Genomic DNA, 19,664 nt, shown 5'->3' on the forward strand with positions numbered 1-19,664 from the left:
CCTGGACATGTACCTAGAACGTGTTCTAGTTTGAGGGCCCGGTGTCTGCGAGGTGTGCGATGACGGATCTGCCTATCCGCCGGATCGATTTCAGGCTGGACGAGAGCATTCCGTTTCAGTGGCTGCCCAGCCATCCGAAGTTCGGGCTCATGTGCAACGCGATCAGCATCATCGCCGTCGCGTTCGAGAAGTTCATCGTCGCGTCGACCAGGAAAGCCATTCCGCTGATCACCGATCCGGCGGCGGCCGAGGAGGCCGAGTCGTTCCTGCGGCAGGAGGCGCAGCACGCCAAGAACCACCGCCGGCACGTGGCGGTGCTCGTCGCGAAGTACCCGGGCCTGCAAGAGGTCGTCGACGAGGCGGTGGCCAGCTACGACGAGCTGCTGCGGACCCGGCCGCTGGAGTGGCAGCTGGCGTACACCGCCGATCTGGAGGCGACCTTCACGCCGCTCTTCAAGATCATGCTGGATCACGAGGACGTCCTGTTCCGGCCCGGTGACGAGCGGGTGGCGTCGCTGTTCCTGTGGCACTTCTGCGAGGAGGTCGAGCACCGCAGCTCGGCGCTCGTCGTCTTCGACGCGGTCGTGCACAACCGCTGGTACCGCAGCCGGGTCACCAAGGCGACCTTCAGCCACGTGATGACCGTCTACCGCAACATCCTGCGCGGCTTCGACAGGCACGTGCCGGAGGCCGACCGCCGCGCCGGATACGACAACATCTCACCCGACGGCGTCCGCCGCGAGGAGGCCCTGACCCGGCTTCCGCTCGCCGGTGGCCTGCGTAAACGGTTCGGCATCGCGCCGCCGTCACCGTTCGCGCCGGCCGGCAACGCCGAGATGATGGTCCTGGTCTACCGCCTGCTGCTGTCGCAGGTGCCACACCACCGCCCGGCGAACGAGCCGCTCCCCGGCTTCGCCGCCGGCTGGTTCGAGGCCTACGACCGCGGCCTCGACCTGAGCCTCTACTACTCCGCGACCGCGAAATAGCCGTCATGGGCCCCTGTCATCCGGATTTCGCGACGCTTGCCGACACTCTCGGCCAGATCAATTGCAAAACCGCAAACCCCCTGGTCACGGTACGGAACCCGAGCGCCCTGGAGAGCTGGACGCAACCGGTGCTGGAACTGCTGGTGCTGGCCGGCGCGATCGCCGCCCTCGTCCACGCGATCCGCTGGTGGCGACAGCGTAACGACCCGTCCAACCTGGGATTGTGGCTCGCGACGGTCGTCTACGTGCTGATCCTGGAGCCGCCCCTGTACTTCCCGGACCGCTTCGGGCTGGACGAGCAGGTCGGCCTGATCTTCGTGCACAACGTCTTCACGGTGCAGTTCCTCTACGACCGGCTGCCGTTGTACATCGTGGCGTTCTACCCCGCGATGACGTACCTCGCCTATGCCCTGGTCCAGCGGGCCGGCATGCTGGACCGCCGCAGCCCCCTGGCCGGCGCGGCCTGCGTCGCGGTGGTCTTCCACGTCGGCTACGAGATCTTCGACCAGCTGGGGCCGGACCTGCGCTGGTGGGTGTGGAACCCGGCCGCGCCGTCGAACACGCCGATGCTCGGTGACGCCCCGCTGACCAGCGCCGTCATCTTCGCGGCGGCCGCCCCGTTCGGGACCGCGCTGCTGACCCGGCTGCTGCTGGCCGGCCATCCGCTGCGGGCGTGGCGGGTCGCCGCCGTGGGGGTGCTCACTCCGCTCGCGATGATGGTGTTCTCGATTCCGACGCTGCCGTTCGGCCCGGCCGGGCGGACCGTGGTGCTGTGGCTCGAACTGGCGGCCCTGGTGGCCGTGGCGGTCACGGCGTTGCGCCAGGACAAGAGCGGCGCTGCGCTGCGACCGGATCTCTACGCGCCCGTCGCCGGTGCGGTCTACCTGGTGGTCATGGCGCTGCTGTGGACGGCCGGAAATGCCCCGCCGATCGCGATCGTCTATGCGCTGGGGTGGACGGTGGTCCTGTTGGCGCTCTCCCGGCGAACCCTTGCAGGCATTGGTCAGCGTCTATAGCATGCAGGCTTAGTGAAAGCTTTCAACAACGGTTGACCTGCCATGATCCCCGCATGCGCCGGTCGCCTCGGAGAAAGGCGGGCCACGCGTCACCGGCTGCCCGGAAAACGGCGCCGGACATCCCCGTACCCCCGGAAAAAGGTTTGGATCCCCCATGTTCAAACTGCTCACCGGTGTCGCCGCGGTGGTAACCGCCGTGACACTGGCCGTCCCCGGCGTGCCTGTCAGTGCCCAGGCCGCCGCCCCCACCGAGAACCGCGCCCTGATCAGCCTCCGCGCCGGCAGCGGCAACTTCCTCTCGTGGCGCCTCCTCGACTCCGACCCGGCCGGCGTCACCTTCGACGTCTACCGCGACGGCGCCCGGATCGCGACCGCCGCCGACACCAACTTCACCGACGCCGGCGCCCCGGTCGGCGCCACCTACACGGTCCGGCCCGCCGGCGTCTCGACCCTGGCCGCGGCCACCCCGGTCGCCGCGCTCGCCGCCGCCTACCAGGACGTTCCCATCCAGATCCCGGCCGGCGGCACCACCCCGGACGGTGTCGCCTACACCTACAGCGCCAACGACGCCTCGGTCGGCGACCTCGACGGTGACGGCGCCTACGAGATCGTCCTGAAATGGGACCCGTCCAACGCCAAGGACAACTCGCAGTCCGGCTACACCGGGCCGGTCTACATCGACGCGTACAAACTGAACGGCACCCGGCTCTGGCGGATCAACCTGGGCCGCAACATCCGGGCCGGCGCCCACTACACCCAGTTCCAGGTCTTCGACTACGACGGCGACGGCAAGGCCGAAGTCGCCATGAAGACCGCCGACGGTACGGTCGACGGCGGCGGCACGACGATCGGCAGCTCCAGTGCCGACTACCGCAACTCGTCCGGCTACATCCTGACCGGTCCCGAGTTCCTGACCGTCTTCAACGGGCAGACCGGCCGGGCCATGGCCACCGCCGACTACGTGCCGGCCCGCGGCACCGTCTCCTCGTGGGGCGACAGCTACGGCAACCGCGTCGACCGGTTCCTCGCCGGCACCGCCTACGTGACCGGGTCCTACCCGAGCATCATCATGGCCCGCGGCTACTACACCCGCTCGGTGATCGTGGCCTGGGACTTCCGCAACGGCGCGCTGACCCGCCGCTGGACCTTCGACAGCAACTCGTCGACCAACGGTTCGGCCTGGGCCGGGCAGGGCAACCATCAGCTCTCCATCGCCGACGTCGACAGCGACGGCAAGGACGAGATCATGTACGGGGCGATGGCCGTCGACGACAACGGCTACGGACTGTGGACCAACGGGCAGGGGCACGGGGACGCGTACCACGTCGGTGATCTCATCCCGAGCCGTGCCGGGCTGGAGGTCTTCAAGGTCGACGAGAGCACCACCAAGCTCGCCGCCTGGATGGCCGACGCCCGTACCGGATCGATCATCTGGTCGAACGCGTCCTGCGGCTGCGACAACGGCCGTGGGGTCTCCGCCGACGTCTACGCGGGCAGCCCCGGCGCCGAATCGTGGTCGTCCGCGGTCTCCGGCATCTACAACACCTCGGGGCAGAACATCGGCCGCAAACCGTCGAGCGCCAACTTCGTCATCTGGTGGGACGGTGACGCCCAGCGGGAACTCCTCGACGGCACCCACATCGACAAGTACGGCACCAGCGCCGACACCCGCCTGCTGACCGCGGACGGAGTGCACTCCAACAACGGCACGAAGGCCACGCCGTCGTTGCAGGCCGACATCCTCGGAGACTGGCGCGAGGAGGTGATCTGGCCGACGACCAGCAACAACGCGCTACGGATCTACTCCACGACGGACGCCACGAGCATCTCCCGGCCGTCGCTGATGCAGGACCGGATGTACCGCGAGGCGGTCGCCTGGCAGAACACCGCCTACAACCAGCCGCCCCACCCCAGCTTCGCCATCGGCTGAGGGTTCAGCCTGTCCGGGTGGCGCACGGGTCTCCGGCTCGTGCGCCACCCGGTCACGCCTCCGGCCGGGCGCCATCCCCGGCGAGCAGGGCGTACACCGCCACGTCGCGGTAACCGTCGGGGAACCGGATCCCGCCGCGCAGGACGCCTTCGAGGGCGAAACCGAGCCGTTCCGCCAACCGCCGGCTGCGGTCGTTGGTCGTCAGGGTCCGCATCTCGACCCGATACAGGCCGAGCTCGTCGAAAGCGTGATCGAGCACCGCGCCGAGCGCCCGCCGGACCACCCCTCGCCCTTCGGCGGCGGCATCGATCCAGAACCCCACTTCGGCGTTTCCCGCGGCGCCGTCGATGGCCAGGTTCATCGCCCCGACCAGGCGATATCCGTCATCTGCGGCGATGCCGATGGCCAGCGGAAGGCGGCTGCCGGCAAGCCAATCCCGTCCGGAACTCTCCAGACCCGCGAGCGTCGCCTCCGGCGAGGGATCCATCCGGGTCGGCGACCAGACCGCCAGACGAGCATGGTTGGCGACGAACAGCTCGTGGTACGCCGTAGCGATTGCCACCGTCCGCGGAATCAGGACGATGTCGTCCCCGATGCTCCAGACGAACCGGGCGTTGGTGATCGGCATGTAGCGGAGCCTAGACGAGAGGTCTCGCAGTCTTTTCTGAAAGTCATTCGCATTTCTTTGTTAGGCGTGTTCCCTAAAGGGGGCTGATGCTCTTCAATGTGATCCACCGGACTCGTCGACGAAGGTTGGTGGTCACCGTGCGGCTGGGTATACGCCTGCTCCTGGCTCCTCTGCTCCTCGCAGGCCTGCTGCCGGGCGCGCCGGCGACCGCAACCGGAACCGCGGCGACCGCCGCCGGCGTCCTGGTGGCGGAGCCCGGCTGGACGGGGCCGCTGTCGACCCGGGGCCGGTGGATCGTCGACGCCTCAGGGGCGCGGTTCAAGCTGAAGTCCGGGAACTGGCATGGCGCCAGCGGCACCTGGAACGGCTCCGGCGACACCTCCGACAACGCCAACCACCACGCCGGCGAGAACTCCGGCCGGACACCGCTCGGCCTCGACCGGGCGCCGCTGGCCACGATCGTCGCCGGGTTCCGGGATCTGGGGCTCAACAGTGTGCGCCTGCCGTTCTCCAACGAGATGGTCCGCGACACCGTTCCGGTCGCCGATTCCGCGGTCGCGGCCAATCCGCAGCTGAGGGGATCGACGCCCCTTCAGGTGTACGACAAGGTGGTCGCCGAACTCACCGGCGCCGGCCTCGCCGTGATCCTCAACAACCACACCAACACCACCCGCTGGTGCTGTGCCGTCGACGGCAACGAGCGCTGGAACACCTCACAGAGCGTCCAGCAGTGGGAGGCCGACTGGCTGTTCATGGCCCGCCGCTATCGGGACAATCCGCGGGTCGTCGGCGCCGACCTGTACAACGAGGTGCGCCGCACCATCCTGGACGACCCGAACTGGGGCTGGGGCAACGACCATGACTGGTTCACCGCCTCGCAGCGCACCGGTGACCGGATTCTGGCCGAGGCGAACCCGAACCTGCTGATCATCGTCGAGGGCATCAACTGGACGGGCATCCCGGTCGACGGTTTCGCGCACGAGCGGCCCACGCTGCGCCCGGCCCGTACCCTTTCGCACACGTTGATCCGCTCCGGCAAGCTGGTGTATTCGGCACATTTCTACGACTACACCGGCCCCAACCACAGCGGCGCCACCGGTACCGGTGAGACCACCGACCCCCGCTACCGCGATCTGAGCCCGGCCGATCTGGTCGCCGTGGTCAACCGGGACGCGCTGTTCGTCGCCGCCGAGCCGGGCAGCCATTTCACCGCGCCGGTCTGGATCAGCGAGTTCGGCGTCGACGCCAACGCGGCCGACGGCAGTAAGCAGCGGTCCTGGTTCGAGAACTTCGTGAACCTCCTGATCAGCGCGGACGCCGATTTCGCCTACTGGCCGACGGTCGGCTGGGCGGAGAGCGGCAACGAGTGGGGGCTGCTGTTCTTCGACGCCGCAGGGCGGCGATCAGGCGTCCTCGACGGCCCGGATTGGCGGTCCGCCGTCTGGCAGCGGCTGGTCACCGCGACTTCGAGGCTGGGGTACGTGGCCCCGGTCCCGTCCCGGAACATGCTGAGCCCGGACAACGGCGACTTCATCGCGTCCGCCACGATGCGCGCCCAGCCCGACTGGGACAGCGGCGCCCGTAAGGCCGCCTGCCCGGACGGCCAGCGGCTGATCGGCCTGAGCCACACCGGTAACCGGGGCCTGTGCACCGACTTCACCCGGGCCGTCAGCTGGAGTGCCTACCAGGTGGTGAAGGACGAACGGTACGTGTCCCGGGACTGGGCGTCGGGCTACACCAAGTTCCAGTGCCCGGCCACGTCGGTGGTGGTCGGCTACGCGGTGCGGGGCGCGGCGGTGTCGAGCGTGCTGTGCGGCGCCGCGATCCCGGCGGCGACCGACTCGGGCCGGACCGTGTGGTTCGACCGTGGCGACAACCGTCCGTCCGGCGGCCCGGGCGGCGAGTTCGCCAGTGGCCATTACAAGGGGCAGTGCGCCGACGACGAGTACGTGGCCGGGGTCGCCTGGACCGGGCGGATCTTCTCGTCGCGTACCCCGGATGCCTTGTTCTGTCGCCGTTTGCCCTAATCGGTGGCCTTCGCCTTCTTCTTGACGTCGTACATCGCGACGTCGGCGCGATGCAGCAGGTCGTCGATCGAGACGTCGCCGGGGTGGCCTTCGCCGGGGTGGGCGAAGGCCACGCCGATGCTGGCGCTCGGCTGGACCACGGTGGCGCCGACCCGGATCGGCTCGGCCATCGCCGCCCGGATCCGCTGCACGACCGCCTGCGCGTGATCGATTTCGGTCAGATTCGACAGGACGACAGCGAACTCGTCGCCGCCGAGCCGGACCACGAGATCGGAGCCGAGCACACAGCTGCGCAGGAGCCTGGCGAAGCCGACGAGCAACTCGTCGCCGGCCCGGTGCCCGAACTCGTCGTTGATCTGCTTGAACCCGTTCATGTCGATGACCAGGACGGCGACGAGCGTTTGGTTGCGATGCGCGCGAGCCAGCGTCCGGGGCAACACCTCGTACATCTGCACCCGGTTGGCCAGTCCGGTCAACTGATCAGTGACGGCCATCCGGCGACTCTCCCGGGCGGCCACCATCTGCCTGCCGAACACGAGAGTGGAGACCAGGAAGGCGCCGGCGATCAGGCCGCTGGCGGGGTACGGATGCTCCCGCCCGACCGTGATCATGAGTAGCACGTACCCCGGAATGGCGGTGAGATAGGGCCACCGCGGCGGGCCGGAGGGCCGTGCCGCGTCCGGCGGCGCCGGAAGCCGGGACCGCCACACCTGGAGGTAGGGCGCGAGCATCAGCATGAACAGCCCGGCCGCCCAGAACGTGGTCTGGTCGGGTGACGGCCACAGTGACCCGCCGTGGTTGACCACGTAGGCGCGTCTGGTGTCACCGATCAGGATCAGCAGGATCGCGGCCACCACGGTCATCAGTGGCAGCCTGGCCACGGCGGCCTCGGCGCCCTGGAGCAGCACCACACCGACCCCGAAGAGCAGCGCCGCGTCCAGCAGTGGGCGCGCGATGCTCGGGGTGAGCTCCTGCCAGGTGGCGGCGGCCGCGCCGGCCAGCGCCGGGCTGAGCACCAGGAACCACAGGACCATCGCCGACCCGACGGCCACCACGCCGGCGTCCAGCCAGAGTTTCATCCGCTCGGCGCGGGACTCCGGCAGGCGGGTGAAGGCCAGGATCCCGGCCAGCGTCACCGGCGGGATCAGCAACTGGCCGACCTCGGGCAGGCTGGGGAAGCGCTGACCGGGCATGACCGCGTAGAGCGTGACGTCGACGAGCCACAGCGCGTACGTCGGGAGCAGCCACCGCCGTACCGAAAATAACTGTTAAGAAGCCTTGATATTTACGTATGTGAACTTCAGGATGTGGTCACACGCGTCACATCTTCGTCGAGGAGTTCGTCATGAGGGTTCGCCACAAGATGCTGGCCCTGATCGCCGGAGTGGGGGTGGTGCTGGGTTCGGCCGTCGCCTTCGCCACGACCGGTAACGCGGCCGTGGCCTGCTCCTCGACGGTCTGGGCGGAGGGCGTCACCTACACCGCCGGCCAGCAGGTCACCTACCAGTCCACCCTCTACCAGGCCCTGGTCACGCACACCGCCTGGGCCGGCACCGGCTGGAACCCGGCCGCCACCCCGACCCTGTGGAAGAGCCTCGGCGCCTGCACCGGCGGGACCAACCCGTCGCCCTCGCCGTCCTCGCCCTCGTCCTCCCCGTCGGCCAGCCCCAGTCCCTCGACCAGCCCGTCGACGAGCCCGAGTCCCAGCAACCCGACCGGCTGCGGGGTCAAGGGCCGCCCGGCCGGCAAGGTGCTCCAGGGCTACTGGGAGAACTGGGACGGCGCGTCCAACGGCGTGCACCCGGGCATGGGCTGGATCCCGATCAACGACAGCCGGATCACCCAGCACGGCTACAACGTGCTGATGGCCGCCTTCCCGGTGATCCGCTCGGACGGCACGGTGCTCTGGGAGAACGGCATGGACGCGGGCGTCAAGGTGCCCACCGCCGCCGAGATCTGCGCCGCCAAGGCCCAGGGCGCGACCATCCTGATGTCCATCGGTGGCGCGACCGCCGGCGTCGACCTCAGCTCCAGCGCGGTCGCCGACAAGTTCGTGGCGACGATCGTGCCGATCCTGAAGGCGTACAACTTCGACGGCATCGACATCGACATCGAGACCGGCCTGACCGGCAGCGGCAACATCAACACCCTGTCGACCTCGCAGGCCAACCTGATCCGCATCATCGACGGCGTCCTCGCCGCCATGCCGTCCAACTTCGGGCTCACCATGGCGCCGGAGACCGCCTACGTCACCGGCGGCTCGGTCACCTACGGCTCGATCTGGGGCTCCTACCTGCCGATCATCAAGAAGTACCTGGACAACGGCCGCCTCTGGTGGCTCAACATGCAGTACTACAACGGCAGCATGTACGGCTGCTCCGGCGACTCCTACGGCGCCGGCACCGTCCAGGGCTTCACCGTGCAGACCCAGTGCCTGAACAACGGCCTGACCATCCAGGGTGTGACCATCCGGATCCCGTACGACAAGCAGGTCCCCGGTCTGCCTGCGCAGGTCGGTGCCGGCGGCGGCTACATGACGCCGGCCCTGGTCAGCCAGGCGGTCAACAGCGTCCCCGGCATCAAGGGCCTGATGACCTGGTCGATCAACTGGGACGGTTCGAAGAACTGGACCTTCGGCGACAACGTCAAGGCTCTCCAGGGCCGCTGATCCGCAGACCGGATTGCCGCTCGCCCGGACCGTCCCCCGGGTGAGCGGCAATCTGTTGACATGCAGGAAAGGGCTTTCTAGCGTCGGGATTCCATCGATGACAAGGAATCCCCATGAAGCGCCGCTCGGTCATCTCCCTGCCCGCCGCCGCCCTCGCCGCACCCCACCTCACCGACGCCCTGGCCGCCGCCGGTTTCGAGGGCCCGTCCGTGCTCACCGGCAACCTCCCGGTCTTCTACGAGCGCCTCAAAGCCGAACTGACCTTCCCGCTGGCCTGGCCGAACTCCCGGGAACGCGACTTCCGCAGCTGGCGGCGCCGCGCCCGGCACCAGTTCGAGAGCCTGCTCTGCCAGCCCGCCGACCGCACCCCGTTCGAGCCGGAGACCATCGACGAGCAGGCCGCCGCCGGTTACCGCCGCCGCCAGATCGTCTTCAACGTGACCCGGCACAGCCGCGTCCGCGCCACCATGCTCCTGCCCGACGGCCCCGGACCGTTCCCGGCCGCGCTTCTGCTCCACGATCACGGCGCCAAATTCGACATCGGCAAAGAAAAACTCATCCAGCCCTGGTACGACGAAACGCGTCTAGCCTCCGCGCAGGCCTGGGCGGACCGTTACTTCAGCGGCCGATTCCTCGGTGACCAGCTGGCCGCCCGGGGGTACGCGGTCCTGGCCGTGGACGCGCTCGGCTGGGGCGACCGGGGCGGCCTGACCTACGAGAACCAGCAGGCCCTGGCGAGCAACCTGTTCAACCTGGGTTCGTCACCGGCCGGCCTGATGGCCCGTGAGGACGCCCGGGCCGCCGCGTTCCTGGCCACCGTGCCCGAGGTCGACCCGCACCGGATCGCCGCCGTCGGCTTCTCCATGGGCGGATACCGTGCGTGGCAGGTGGCCGCCCTCTCCGACCACATCGCCGCCACCGTCTCGGCCTGCTGGATGACCGGCTTGACGGAGATGATGGTGCCCGGCAACAACACACTGCGCGGCCAGTCCGCCTTCTACATGCTGCACCCGGGCCTGTACCAGCACCTGGACATCCCGGACGTGGCCACCATCGCCGCCCCACGCCCGATGTTCGTGATGGGCGGCGAACTCGACCCCCTCTTCACCCCCGAGGGCACCGCGGTCGCCTACGCCAAACTCAGCCACGCCTGGTCCTCCCAGCGCGCCGCCCACCGCCTGCGCACGAAGACCTGGCCGGGCCTGGGCCACACCTTCACCGCCGAGATGCAGGACGAGTCCTTCACCTGGCTGGCCCAGAACCTATGACCGCCGGCCGTCGCTGACCGTGGGAATCCCGCCCACGTGACCGCGCTGGCGTACGGCTGGCGGTGGTGCGGACCGTCAGCCGTCGCTGGCCGCGGGAATTCCGGCCGCGTGACCGCCGTGAGCGACGGCTGGCGGGTGGGTTCCGGTGGTGCGGACCGTCAGCCGTCGCTGACCGTGGGAATTTCGGCCGCGTGACCGCGCTGGCGTACGGCTGGCGGTGGTGCGGACCGTCAGCCGTCGCTGACCGTGGGAATTCCGGCCGCAGAACCGCGGTGAGCGACGGCTGGCGGGTGGGTTCCGGTGGTGCGGACCGTCAGCCGTCGCTGACCGCGGGAATTCCGGCCGCGGAACCGCGGTGAGCGACGGCTGGCGGTCAGGTTCGGGTGGTGGCCAGGGCTGGGCGCTCCCGGGGGCGGCGGGTGCCCAGGCGCTGGCCGGGGAGCTCGATGTAACGGTGGGTGAGCCAGGACAGGGCCAGCACCGCGGTCAGGTAGCCGGCCGCCAGCAGGGGATCCGGGATGCCGGACGAGAGCAGGGAGTGGCCCAGCTCGATCAGCACGTAGTGGATCAGGTAGATCGAATAGCTGATCACGCCGATCCGGGCCAGCCAGGCCGGGGTGTGCCGGTGGCGCAGCAGCATGCCGGCGGCGAAGGAGCCGCCGAAGACCAGCAGGGTCAGCACCGAGCGGGTGACGTAACGCGGGGTGAGCGCGTCCAGGGCGACCAGCTCGCCGATCCATGTGGCCAGCAGCGATACCGCGACCACGGCGATCACCGCCCCGGCCCGCCGCCAGCTGGTCCGGCCGTGGTCGGCCCGGTGGATGACGGTGCCGGTGAACATCACGGCGAGGATCGGCAGGCCGTCGTGGGCGTGGGCCGGGTCCATGTTGAACACCAGCAGGGTGAGGGCGAGGCCGCCGAGCAGCAGGCCGCCCGACACCTGCGCCCAGCGCCGCCCGGACATGACCGCGGACAGCCCGAGCACGAGAACCGCGGCGGTGATCATCGGCACCTGGCCGAACCGGAGCGGGACCAGCGGGGTGGTGGCCGCGCCGGCCAGCGCCAGGATGACCGGGGGGAGAACGGATCGGGTGGCCCGTACCGTGAAAAGGGTCGTGACGAGAAGGTAGAAGGCCATCTCGAAGGAGAGCGTCCAGAACACCGCAGTGATCAGCGGCACACCGGCGAGGAACGGCAGCATGGTGGCGTGTCCCACCGCCGTGGCGAGCGGATCCGCCGGTGGGTGGGCCACGACGAGGACCGCGATCACCGCGAGGTAGAGCGGGAAGAGCCGCCGGATCCGGCTGCGCCAGAAGGCCCGCAGATCGCCGTGCCGTTCCAGCGAGGCCGGGATGATGTAGCCGCTGACCAGGAAGAACAGCATCACTCCGGCGGTGCCCGCGTGCAGCCATTCACCTGTGAAAGCCCGCAGATCGGTGAAGACGAACCGGGTCAGATGCGCATAGACCACCAGCAGGACGGCTACGGCGCGGAGCCCGTCGAGCCACGCCAACCTGGGTGCGGTCATCGGTGAAACATAGTTGACTCGAAGGCATGTCGATATGGACCAGTGAGCTCGCGGGGACCCTGCATCACGACACGATCGATTCGCAGGCGCTCCGCGGCAACGTTCTCGGTGACCCGCACGAGCGGCCGCTGTGGGTGTACACACCGCCCGGCTACGAGGCCGGCGGCACCGATCGCTACCCGGCCGTCTACGTCATCCAGGGCTACTCCGGCCAGGTCACCATGTGGGCCAACCGGACCCCGTTCCGGCAGCCGTTCGTGGAGACCGCCGACCAGGTGTTCGCGCAGGGCCGGGCGCCCGGCTGCATCCTCGTGTACGTGGACGCGTGGACGGCCTACGGCGGCTCGCAGTTCGTCGACTCGCCGGGCACCGGCAACTATCACACCTACCTCTGTGACGAGGTGGTGCCGTACGTCGACGCCAACTACCGCACGATCGCCGACCGGGAGTCGCGGGCGATCACCGGCAAGTCGTCGGGCGGGTTCGGGGCGATGATCACCCCGATGCTGCGGCCGGACCTGTTCGGGGCGCTCGCCACGCACGCCGGGGACGCGCTCTACGAGTACTGCTACCTCAACGAGTTCGCGAAGGCCACCCGGGCGCTGCGCGACTACGACCACGACATCCAGGCGTACTGGAAGGACTTCCAGTCCCGGGTGGCGTTCACCAAGGAGGAGGACATGCTGCTGGTCCTCGTCCTGGGCTGCACGGCGGCGTTCTCGGCCGACCCGGACGGCACGCCGCGGCTGCCGTTCGACGCGCGCACCGGCGAGTTGCTGCCCGAGGTGTGGCAGCGGTGGCTGCACTGGGATCCGATCCGGATGATCGACCGGTACGCCGACGAGCTGCGCTCGCTGCGGGCGGTGTGGATCGACGCCGGCACCCGGGACGAGTGGTTCCTCGACCTGGGGGCGGAGGCGTTCCGGGCCGGGCTGCTGCGGATCGGGGTGCCGGAGGAGAAGATCGCGTTCGAGTTGTTCCCGGCCAAGCACGGCGGCATCGACTGGCGTTACCCACTGGCCGTCGAGTGGCTGGCCAAGCGGCTTCAGCGCTGATCGGAGCAGTTGCGGATGCCGTGTTCCCGCAGGGTCCGCAGACAGCGCTGACGGGCGGCCCGGCTGCCGGCGGCGACCGGTGTGCCGCCCGACCAGCCGCTGTGCAGGGCCAGCAGGACTGCACGGGCCGGTTCGACACCGGGCAGCGCATGCCACAGCGCGGTGACCGTCGAATCGAGGGTGTGGTCGCGGTCCGGCCCCAGTACGACCGCCCCGGCGCCGTCGTCGAGCCGGTGCGGCCCCGGAAAGTCGGGCGTGCCCTGGATCCGCGGCCACAACTCGCTGACCAGGGCGGGCACGTCGAACAGCTGGTGGAAGTCGAGGCCCGGCGGGCGTGGCGGGCTGACCGGCGGGTCAGAGTTCTCCAGCCCGAGCAGGTGGTCACGCTGCCGGGCCAGTTCACCGGGCCGTTCGGCGGCGTGCACGACGTTGGCGAACGGCCCGTCCGCGTGCCGTGACCGGATCTCCCGCTTGACCCGGCGGGCGGCCTCGAACGCGTCCGGGCCGCTGACCAGCAGGATCTCGGACGGCCCGGTGGTGAGATAGCGGTCCAGGAAGCCGAGCGTCAGGCCGTTCCCGGCCTCCGAGTACTCCGACCACAGATAGCGGACGTCGGCGGGGGAGAGAGCGACCGGCCGCCGTCCGTCGATGGTCAGCCCGGCCGTCTTGACGGCCCGTTCCACCTCACCGCCCAGCCCGCGCCGCAGGCAGTCCGGTTTGAGGAGGACGAACGCAAGCACGCCGCCAACCGTAGCGTGGTGACGTGTGGCGCGATCCGCACCACACATCACCACGCGAACTGGGGCGGGTCAGCCGGCCAGGTGGCCCCAGCGGTCGGCCAGCTCGGCCCAGGTGCCCTGGTCCTCGGCGCGGCCGCCGATCAGCACTACCACCCGGTCGGCCTGGGCCAGGGCGGCCCGTTTCGAGGTCGAACCGACCACCGTCACCCCGTGCGAACGGAGCGCCTGCCAGAGCGAGAGCTCCGTCGTCACGTCCAGCGCGGACGAGACGTCGTCGGCGATCAGCAGCTCGGTACGCGGCGCCAGCGCCCGGGCCAGCGCCAGCCGCTGCAACTGCCCGCCGGAGAGCCGGGTGCCCTTGTGCCCGATCAGCAGCTGGAGACCACCGCCGGCGGCGGCCAGGTCGTGTTCCAGCTGCGCCACCGACACCGCGTCGGCCGCGTCCAGCTCGTGCCCGAGCTGGATGTTGTCGGCCACCGTCCCGGACAGCACCCGCGGCAGCTGGGCCACGTAGCCCACCTGGTTCGGGCGCAGGAACACCTCCGGCTCGTTGACCGGGTCGCCGTTCCAGCGCAGCTCGCCGGTGTGGTGGACGATCCCGGCCAGCGCCCGCAGCAGCGACGACTTGCCGGAGCCGACCGGGCCGAGGACCAGCACCAGTTCGCCGCGTTCGACGGTGAGGTCGACGTCGCGTACCCCCAATGCTCCGTTCTCGTGCACCGCGCTGAAGCCGGACAGCTGCAGCGTGCGCAGCGGCTCGCGCGGCGCCGTAGGCGGCGCCGGCGCGGTCCCGGCCGAGATGTCCACGCCCGTGATGTCCGCCGAGTACTCCGACGTGCCGGTCATCGCGGCCGTCCGGTTGGTCCACACCTTCGCCGACGGGAAGTGCGACACCAGCGACGCCGTCGTCCACGCGAACCAGCGGGCCGCGCCGAGCACCGACACCGCGATCAGGGTCGCCGCCGCCGACAGCTGACCGCCCAGGTAGAGCGCCCACACCGCGATCGGCAGCAGACCGCTGGCGATCGACGGTGTCGACCGCGCCCACACCTGGATCGCGATCTCCCGTCGTTGCAGCTCGCTGCGGGTCGCGTCGAGGTCGCCCAGGTGCTGCAGCACCGGATCGGTCGCGCCGGCCAGTTTCACCGTGCGCACCGCCGACAGCGACGACACCAGCGACGTCGCGAACGCCGCCCGCGCCGCCACGGTCCGGCGGGCCGCTCTCTCCAGCCGCGGCCCGAACAGGGTCGCAGCCAGCCCGGACAGCAGCATCGTCCCGGCGAAGAACAGGCCCGGCACGATCGACTGGGCGAACAGCGTCATCGACGCCAGCGCGAAGATCGCCACCGTGTTGTCGATGACGTTGTCGGCCAGCTGCACCACCCGTTCGGTGTCGCCGCCGTGCGCCACCACCTCGGCCGGGGTGTGCTTGCTGACCCGGCGCGGGCCGATCTGGCCGTGCAGCAGGCGCAGGCTGATCCGCAGCATCTGCCGGACCCACCACTCCGGGAACCAGGCTCCGGTGAAGTAGAGCGACGGCACCAGCGCCAGCAGCGCGACCGCGATACCGAGCGCGGGCAGCATCGGGTCGCCAAGGCCGTCGACCACGTTCGCCCACAGCAGCGGCAGGATCGCGCCGTCGAAACCGAGCAGCACGAGCAGCAGGAACCAGGCACAGGCGGCCAGGCCGTACCGCTTGTCGTTCGTGGCCAGTCGCAGGATCTCGCGCATCGTGCGGGCCCGCGGCGCCTGCGGCAGGGCCGGCGGCTCCACCGTGGGCAGCGGGTTGGACAGGGCGTCCGGGCCGAGTTCCTCCTGCATCCCGGCGTCCCAGTCGTGTTCGGCCACCAGCACCCCGCCGCCGGAGGCGGGCGCCGCCGGAACAGCCAGGTTGCTGCTCGCCATCAGCTCGGCGAACCGCCGTGACTCGCGCAGCGGCCCCTGCTCCAGGACCTCGCCGTCGGCCATCACCACAACCTCGTCGCAGCGCTGCACCGACGACAGCCGGTGCGCCACGATCACACCGATCCGGCCCTCCAGGAGCCGGTCGGTGGCCCGCTGCACCCACGACTCGGTGACCGGGTCCATCCGGGCGGTCGCCTCGTCGAGGATCACCACCTGCGGGTCCCGGACCAGGATGCGGGCGAACGCCACCAGCTGCTCCTGCCCGGCCGACAGCTTGTAGCCGCCCTCGCCGAGCTTCGTCTCCAGGCCGTCCGGCAGGCCGGCGACCCAGGCGGTCAGGCCCAGCTCGTCGAGCGCCTGCCCGGCCCGCGGTTGCAGGTCACGGTCGAACAGCGCGATGTTCTCGGCGAGCGTGCCGGCCAGGATCTCGGTCCGCTGCGGGACGATCGCGGTGCGCCGGCGGAGCGCTTCGACACCGATGTCGTTGATGTCGATGCCACCCAGGAAGACCGTGCCGCGCGGCACGTCCACGGCCCGGGTCAGGATCTTCGCCAGAGTGGACTTGCCGGATCCGGTCCGGCCGATCAGGGCGTACGACCGGCCGCGCGCGAAGGTCACACTGACGTTGCGCAGGGCCGGTGGGCGGGTGCTGTCCGACTCGCCGTAGCGGAACGTCAGGTCGCGGACCACCAGGTCGCCGTTGACCGGGTCGACCCCGTCGACGGGCTCCTGCGGCACCTCGGCCAGCATCCGCACCCGGCCCCAGGCGCCCAGCGCGTTCTGCATCTCCGGGACCATCCGGGTCAGGTGCTCCAGGGTGCCGCCGAAACCGAGCGCCAGCAGCCACACCGCGGTCAGCCGGGCCGCGTCGATGTGGCCGGTCGTCAGCGCCCAGGCGCCGGCGACCACGAGCGACGCGATCAGCGCGCGGGTGATGCCGCCGGCGGTCATGGTGACCTTCGCCGACATCCGCCACACCCGGCGGCCACGGCGCAGGACCTCCGAGGAGCGAAGGGCATAGAGCCGGCGGACGTACGGCGCGGCCAGGCTCGTACGCACGTCGTCCTGCCCGTGGATCGCCTCCTCCATCACCGCGGCCAGGTCGGACCAGGCCTCCTCCTCGGCGATGCGGACCGGGCCGATCCGCTGGACCGGTTTGTTCATCACCACGAACAGCAGCACCGCCACCGCGATCATCGCGAGCGCGGCCGGCCACCAGACGAAGAACGTGGTGACCACCGACAGGGTGGCCACCGCCAGCGACTGGGCCAGGCGTACACCGCTGCCGCGCACCTCGGCGCCGACCTGGTAGACGTCGGAGTCGATCCGGTCGAGCAGCTCGCCGACCGGGGTGTTCTCCAGGGTCGGGATGTCCTGTCCGAAGGCCGTCCGGTTGAGGTCGCGGCGGGTGCGGGCCGCCCAGTCGGCGGTCAGTTTCGCCACCACCAGGCCGACCACCACGTCGCTGATCACCGAGGCGACCAGGCCCACGGCGAGCAGGGTGAACAGTGAGGCCGACCGATCGACCAGCACCGGTCCGGCCAGTGCTAAGGATCCGGCTGAACCGGACGCGCCGATGACTATCAGGAACGCGACGAGCGCGGTGCGACTTCGGCTCGTGGCCCACAGGTCGCGAAGCAAACGCATGAAGAATCCTCAGGGCGCGAAGGGGAAGGCGGTGCACCCATCCTGCTCGGCCCATAGAGCACGGCTCAACAGGTTTATTCCCGACATTCCGCCCGGCGCCGGTCAGTCGACAGAGGACTTCCACCAGGTCCGTTGCCCGATTACCTCGTCCAGCCCGGCCAGCCGGTCCGCCAGCAGATGGCCGTACGCCGCCGGGTCGGTCACCGCCAGGCGCACATCGGCCGCGAGGTGGTTCGCGTGCCTGATCTCGCAGGCGGCGCGCAGTTCGCCAGGCGTCGATCCGGTCACCTCGGCGACCACGTCCAGGGTGATCAGCCGGTGCGGTCCGCTGTCCGCGATCACGAAGAACCAGTCGTCCATCGGGTCGCCGAACCGGGCCCACTCGAAATCCAGCAACGCGGTGATCGTGCTGCCGTCGGCGAGCCAGTTGCCCCAGTGACAATCGGCGTGCACCGGAACCGTCGCGGCGACGTTTTCCGGCGCGCCTTCGGCGAGCGCGAGGAGCCCGTCGATCAAGGCGGTCGGCGCGGCGCCGGCGATCGCGTCGATTTCTTCGATCAATGCGGTACGGCCGGTGAAGCCGCCGTGGTCCAGCGGTTGCCGGAGGATCGGGCGGGCGTCCGCAGGCGGAGTCCACTCATGCAGGGCCCGGAGACGCCGCACCGCCTGCTCGGCCAGCGCCCGCGCGGTCGCCGGGCCGGCTCGTGGCAGCCCCATGCCGGGTGTCTCGCCGGGCATCCGGGCATAGCAGGCGAACCGCACCTCACCCGCACCGGCCGGGTGGACGCCGCTGGCGAGCAGTGGCGCCGCCACCCCGGCCGGCAGGTGCGGGGCCAGCGCGATCTCCCGTTCCAGACGCGGATGCCGACCCGCCTCGATCACCTTCACGACCACGTCCGCACCGACGAACACCTGATGAGAGAGACTGTCGGCCCCAGCCATCGGCCCCGGGTCACGCCCGAGCACCTTCGTCGCGATCTCCCAGGCGAGCCGCCGCGTCAACGGTTACCTTCCGGTCCGGTGCCGGTTGCGTTGTCGCGGGAGAGTTGCGGCGTCAACGATTGCCTTCCGATCCGGGTGGAGGCTGTGATGCCGAGGGCGAGGCGCCGCGTCAACGGTTGCCCTTCGGTCCGGGCGGCGGTTGCGATGCCGAGGGCGAGTTGTTGCGTCAACGGTTGCCCTTCGGTCCGGTGGCGGTTGCGATGCCGCGCGAGTCGCTGCGTCAACGGCTACCCCTGGGGCCGGTACTCGATCGCTTGCAGAGACCAGCTGTTGCCGTCCGGGTCCCGAAAGTACACGAACCGGCCCCACGGCTGCTCGTCCACGGCGCCCGTCTCGACGCCGGCAGCCAGCACCTGCTCGCGCGCGGCGTCCGCGTCCGCCACCACCACCTGGATCTCCTGCGTGCCGGGCGTCTTCTCGGTGATGCCCTCGCCGATCACGATCGAGCAAGCCGAACCGGGCGGCGTGAGCTGCACGAACCGCAGCCCCTCGGACACCCGGTGATCATGGTCGGCGTTGAAGCCGATCTTCTCGTAGAACGCCTTGGCCCGGTCGACGTCGGTCACCGGAACCGGGATGAGCTCAATCTTCCACGTTGCGGTCATGCCCCCATCCTCCCGCCGAATGCGGCCAGGTACTGACCGCAATCCCCGGCCGCCCCCGTCGATCTTGTGGAGTTCGGCGAGACAGGCAGTCTTCTGCGCAGCCACCTCACCTTCGGAAGGGCAGCCCCAAGGCGGATGACGTCTCCTCGGCCGGCTGGCTGCGCCTCGGCCGGCTGCGCCTCGGCCGGTTGCGCCTCGGCCGGCTGCGGATCTTGCACGACTTTCCATGCTTGCGCCGATCTTGCAGCCCTTTCCATCTCCCAACAGGAAGAAAGCTGCAAGGTCTCCCCGGCGCAGTGGATCTTGCACGACAAACCACACCCAGACACGAAGAACCATGCAAGATCGCTGCCAACGTGGAGAACCGTGCAAGATCGCCGCCAACAAGGAGAACCGTGCAAGATCTCAAGGTCGGCCGGGGCGAATCGTCTGCGAATGCGGCATTCCTGCCTCGGGCCGGTGTCCCAGTCGCCTGCGTGACCGGTGCAATAGCCCGAAGGCCTGGCGGGAAACATCGCACAGCAGAGGGTGACCCCAGAAGCGGCGAAAGCCTTGAAGAAGCGTCCAGGTGTACCCGAAGTCAACAAGATCGCCGAGGGGCGGGCGGCGGCGGGCGTGCGGCGGCGGCGGGTGACGGCGACGGGCGGCGACGGGCGGCG

General features: G+C 69.9%; 14 protein-coding genes. 7 read left to right on the forward strand and 7 right to left on the reverse strand.

The genetic code is table 11. From position 1 onward, the window contains the following. The first annotated feature begins 59 nt into the window (after nt 1-59). From AB0E94_RS32045 to AB0E94_RS32055, 3 genes are all read left to right on the forward strand, one after another. Nucleotides 60-986, forward strand: a complete 927-nt coding sequence (locus AB0E94_RS32045; protein WP_360333927.1) for a metal-dependent hydrolase — start codon at nt 60-62, stop codon at nt 984-986. A 5-nt stretch (nt 987-991) separates the two neighbouring features. Continuing rightward, the gene (locus AB0E94_RS32050) at nt 992-2,002 is read left to right on the forward strand and encodes a hypothetical protein (RefSeq protein ID WP_360333930.1); all 1,011 of its coding nucleotides are present in this window, start codon (nt 992-994) and stop codon (nt 2,000-2,002) included. Between the two features lie 154 nt (nt 2,003-2,156). Further along, nucleotides 2,157-3,932 carry a rhamnogalacturonan lyase gene (locus AB0E94_RS32055; RefSeq protein ID WP_360333933.1) on the forward strand — a complete coding sequence of 592 codons (1,776 nt, stop codon included), beginning with the start codon at nt 2,157-2,159 and terminating at the stop codon, nt 3,930-3,932. 52 nt (nt 3,933-3,984) lie between these two features. On the opposite strand, the gene AB0E94_RS32060 is transcribed toward AB0E94_RS32055, so the two are convergent. Continuing rightward, nucleotides 3,985-4,560, reverse strand: coding sequence for a GNAT family protein (locus AB0E94_RS32060; protein ID WP_360333936.1), 576 nt, complete (start codon nt 4,558-4,560; stop codon nt 3,985-3,987). Between the two features lie 137 nt (nt 4,561-4,697). Here AB0E94_RS32060 and AB0E94_RS32065 point away from each other — a divergent pair, with 137 nt between their 5' ends. Then, nucleotides 4,698-6,587, forward strand: coding sequence for a cellulase family glycosylhydrolase (locus AB0E94_RS32065; RefSeq protein ID WP_360333939.1), 1,890 nt, complete (start codon nt 4,698-4,700; stop codon nt 6,585-6,587). Here the strand turns inward: AB0E94_RS32065 and AB0E94_RS32070 are convergent. Continuing rightward, nucleotides 6,584-7,780 carry a GGDEF domain-containing protein gene (locus AB0E94_RS32070; protein WP_360333942.1) on the reverse strand — a complete coding sequence of 399 codons (1,197 nt, stop codon included), beginning with the start codon at nt 7,778-7,780 and terminating at the stop codon, nt 6,584-6,586. The genes AB0E94_RS32065 and AB0E94_RS32070 overlap by 4 nt on opposite strands. Nucleotides 7,781-7,932: 152 nt before the next feature. On the opposite strand from AB0E94_RS32070, the gene AB0E94_RS32075 reads away from it, so the two are divergent. After that, a complete protein-coding gene (locus tag AB0E94_RS32075; RefSeq protein WP_360333945.1) occupies nt 7,933-9,255 on the forward strand; it encodes a glycosyl hydrolase family 18 protein in 1,323 nt (440 codons plus the stop codon). 113 nt (nt 9,256-9,368) lie between these two features. Further along, the gene (locus AB0E94_RS32080) at nt 9,369-10,523 is read left to right on the forward strand and encodes an alpha/beta fold hydrolase (protein WP_360333948.1); all 1,155 of its coding nucleotides are present in this window, start codon (nt 9,369-9,371) and stop codon (nt 10,521-10,523) included. 373 nt (nt 10,524-10,896) lie between these two features. Here the strand turns inward: AB0E94_RS32080 and AB0E94_RS32085 are convergent, their stop codons facing one another. Beyond that, complete coding sequence (locus AB0E94_RS32085) at nt 10,897-12,051, reverse strand: acyltransferase (protein ID WP_360333951.1); 1,155 nt, start codon at nt 12,049-12,051, stop codon at nt 10,897-10,899. A 26-nt stretch (nt 12,052-12,077) separates the two neighbouring features. On the opposite strand from AB0E94_RS32085, the gene AB0E94_RS32090 reads away from it, so the two are divergent. Then, a complete protein-coding gene (locus tag AB0E94_RS32090) occupies nt 12,078-13,106 on the forward strand; it encodes an alpha/beta hydrolase-fold protein (RefSeq protein WP_360333954.1) in 1,029 nt (342 codons plus the stop codon). On the opposite strand, the gene AB0E94_RS32095 is transcribed toward AB0E94_RS32090, so the two are convergent. From AB0E94_RS32095 to AB0E94_RS32110, 4 genes are all read right to left on the reverse strand, one after another. After that, nucleotides 13,097-13,846, reverse strand: a complete 750-nt coding sequence (locus AB0E94_RS32095) for a nucleoside-diphosphate kinase (RefSeq protein ID WP_360333957.1) — start codon at nt 13,844-13,846, stop codon at nt 13,097-13,099. The two genes, AB0E94_RS32090 and AB0E94_RS32095, sit on opposite strands and share 10 nt — an antisense overlap. A gap of 69 nt (nt 13,847-13,915) precedes the next feature. Beyond that, nucleotides 13,916-17,398: an ABC transporter ATP-binding protein/permease gene (locus tag AB0E94_RS32100; RefSeq protein WP_360333960.1), complete on the reverse strand. Its 3,483-nt coding sequence runs from the start codon at nt 17,396-17,398 to the stop codon at nt 13,916-13,918. Nucleotides 17,399-17,500: 102 nt separating this feature from the next. Continuing rightward, nucleotides 17,501-18,400, reverse strand: coding sequence for a phosphotransferase (locus tag AB0E94_RS32105; protein ID WP_360333963.1), 900 nt, complete (start codon nt 18,398-18,400; stop codon nt 17,501-17,503). A 227-nt stretch (nt 18,401-18,627) separates the two neighbouring features. Then, entirely contained in the window at nt 18,628-19,005 is a 378-nt protein-coding gene (locus AB0E94_RS32110; protein ID WP_360333966.1) for a VOC family protein, read from the reverse strand. Nucleotides 19,006-19,664: the final 659 nt, after the last annotated feature.

Origin of the sequence: Actinoplanes sp. NPDC026670 (assembly GCF_040638175.1) — a bacterium.
Classification (GTDB): Bacteria; Actinomycetota; Actinomycetes; order Mycobacteriales; family Micromonosporaceae; genus Actinoplanes.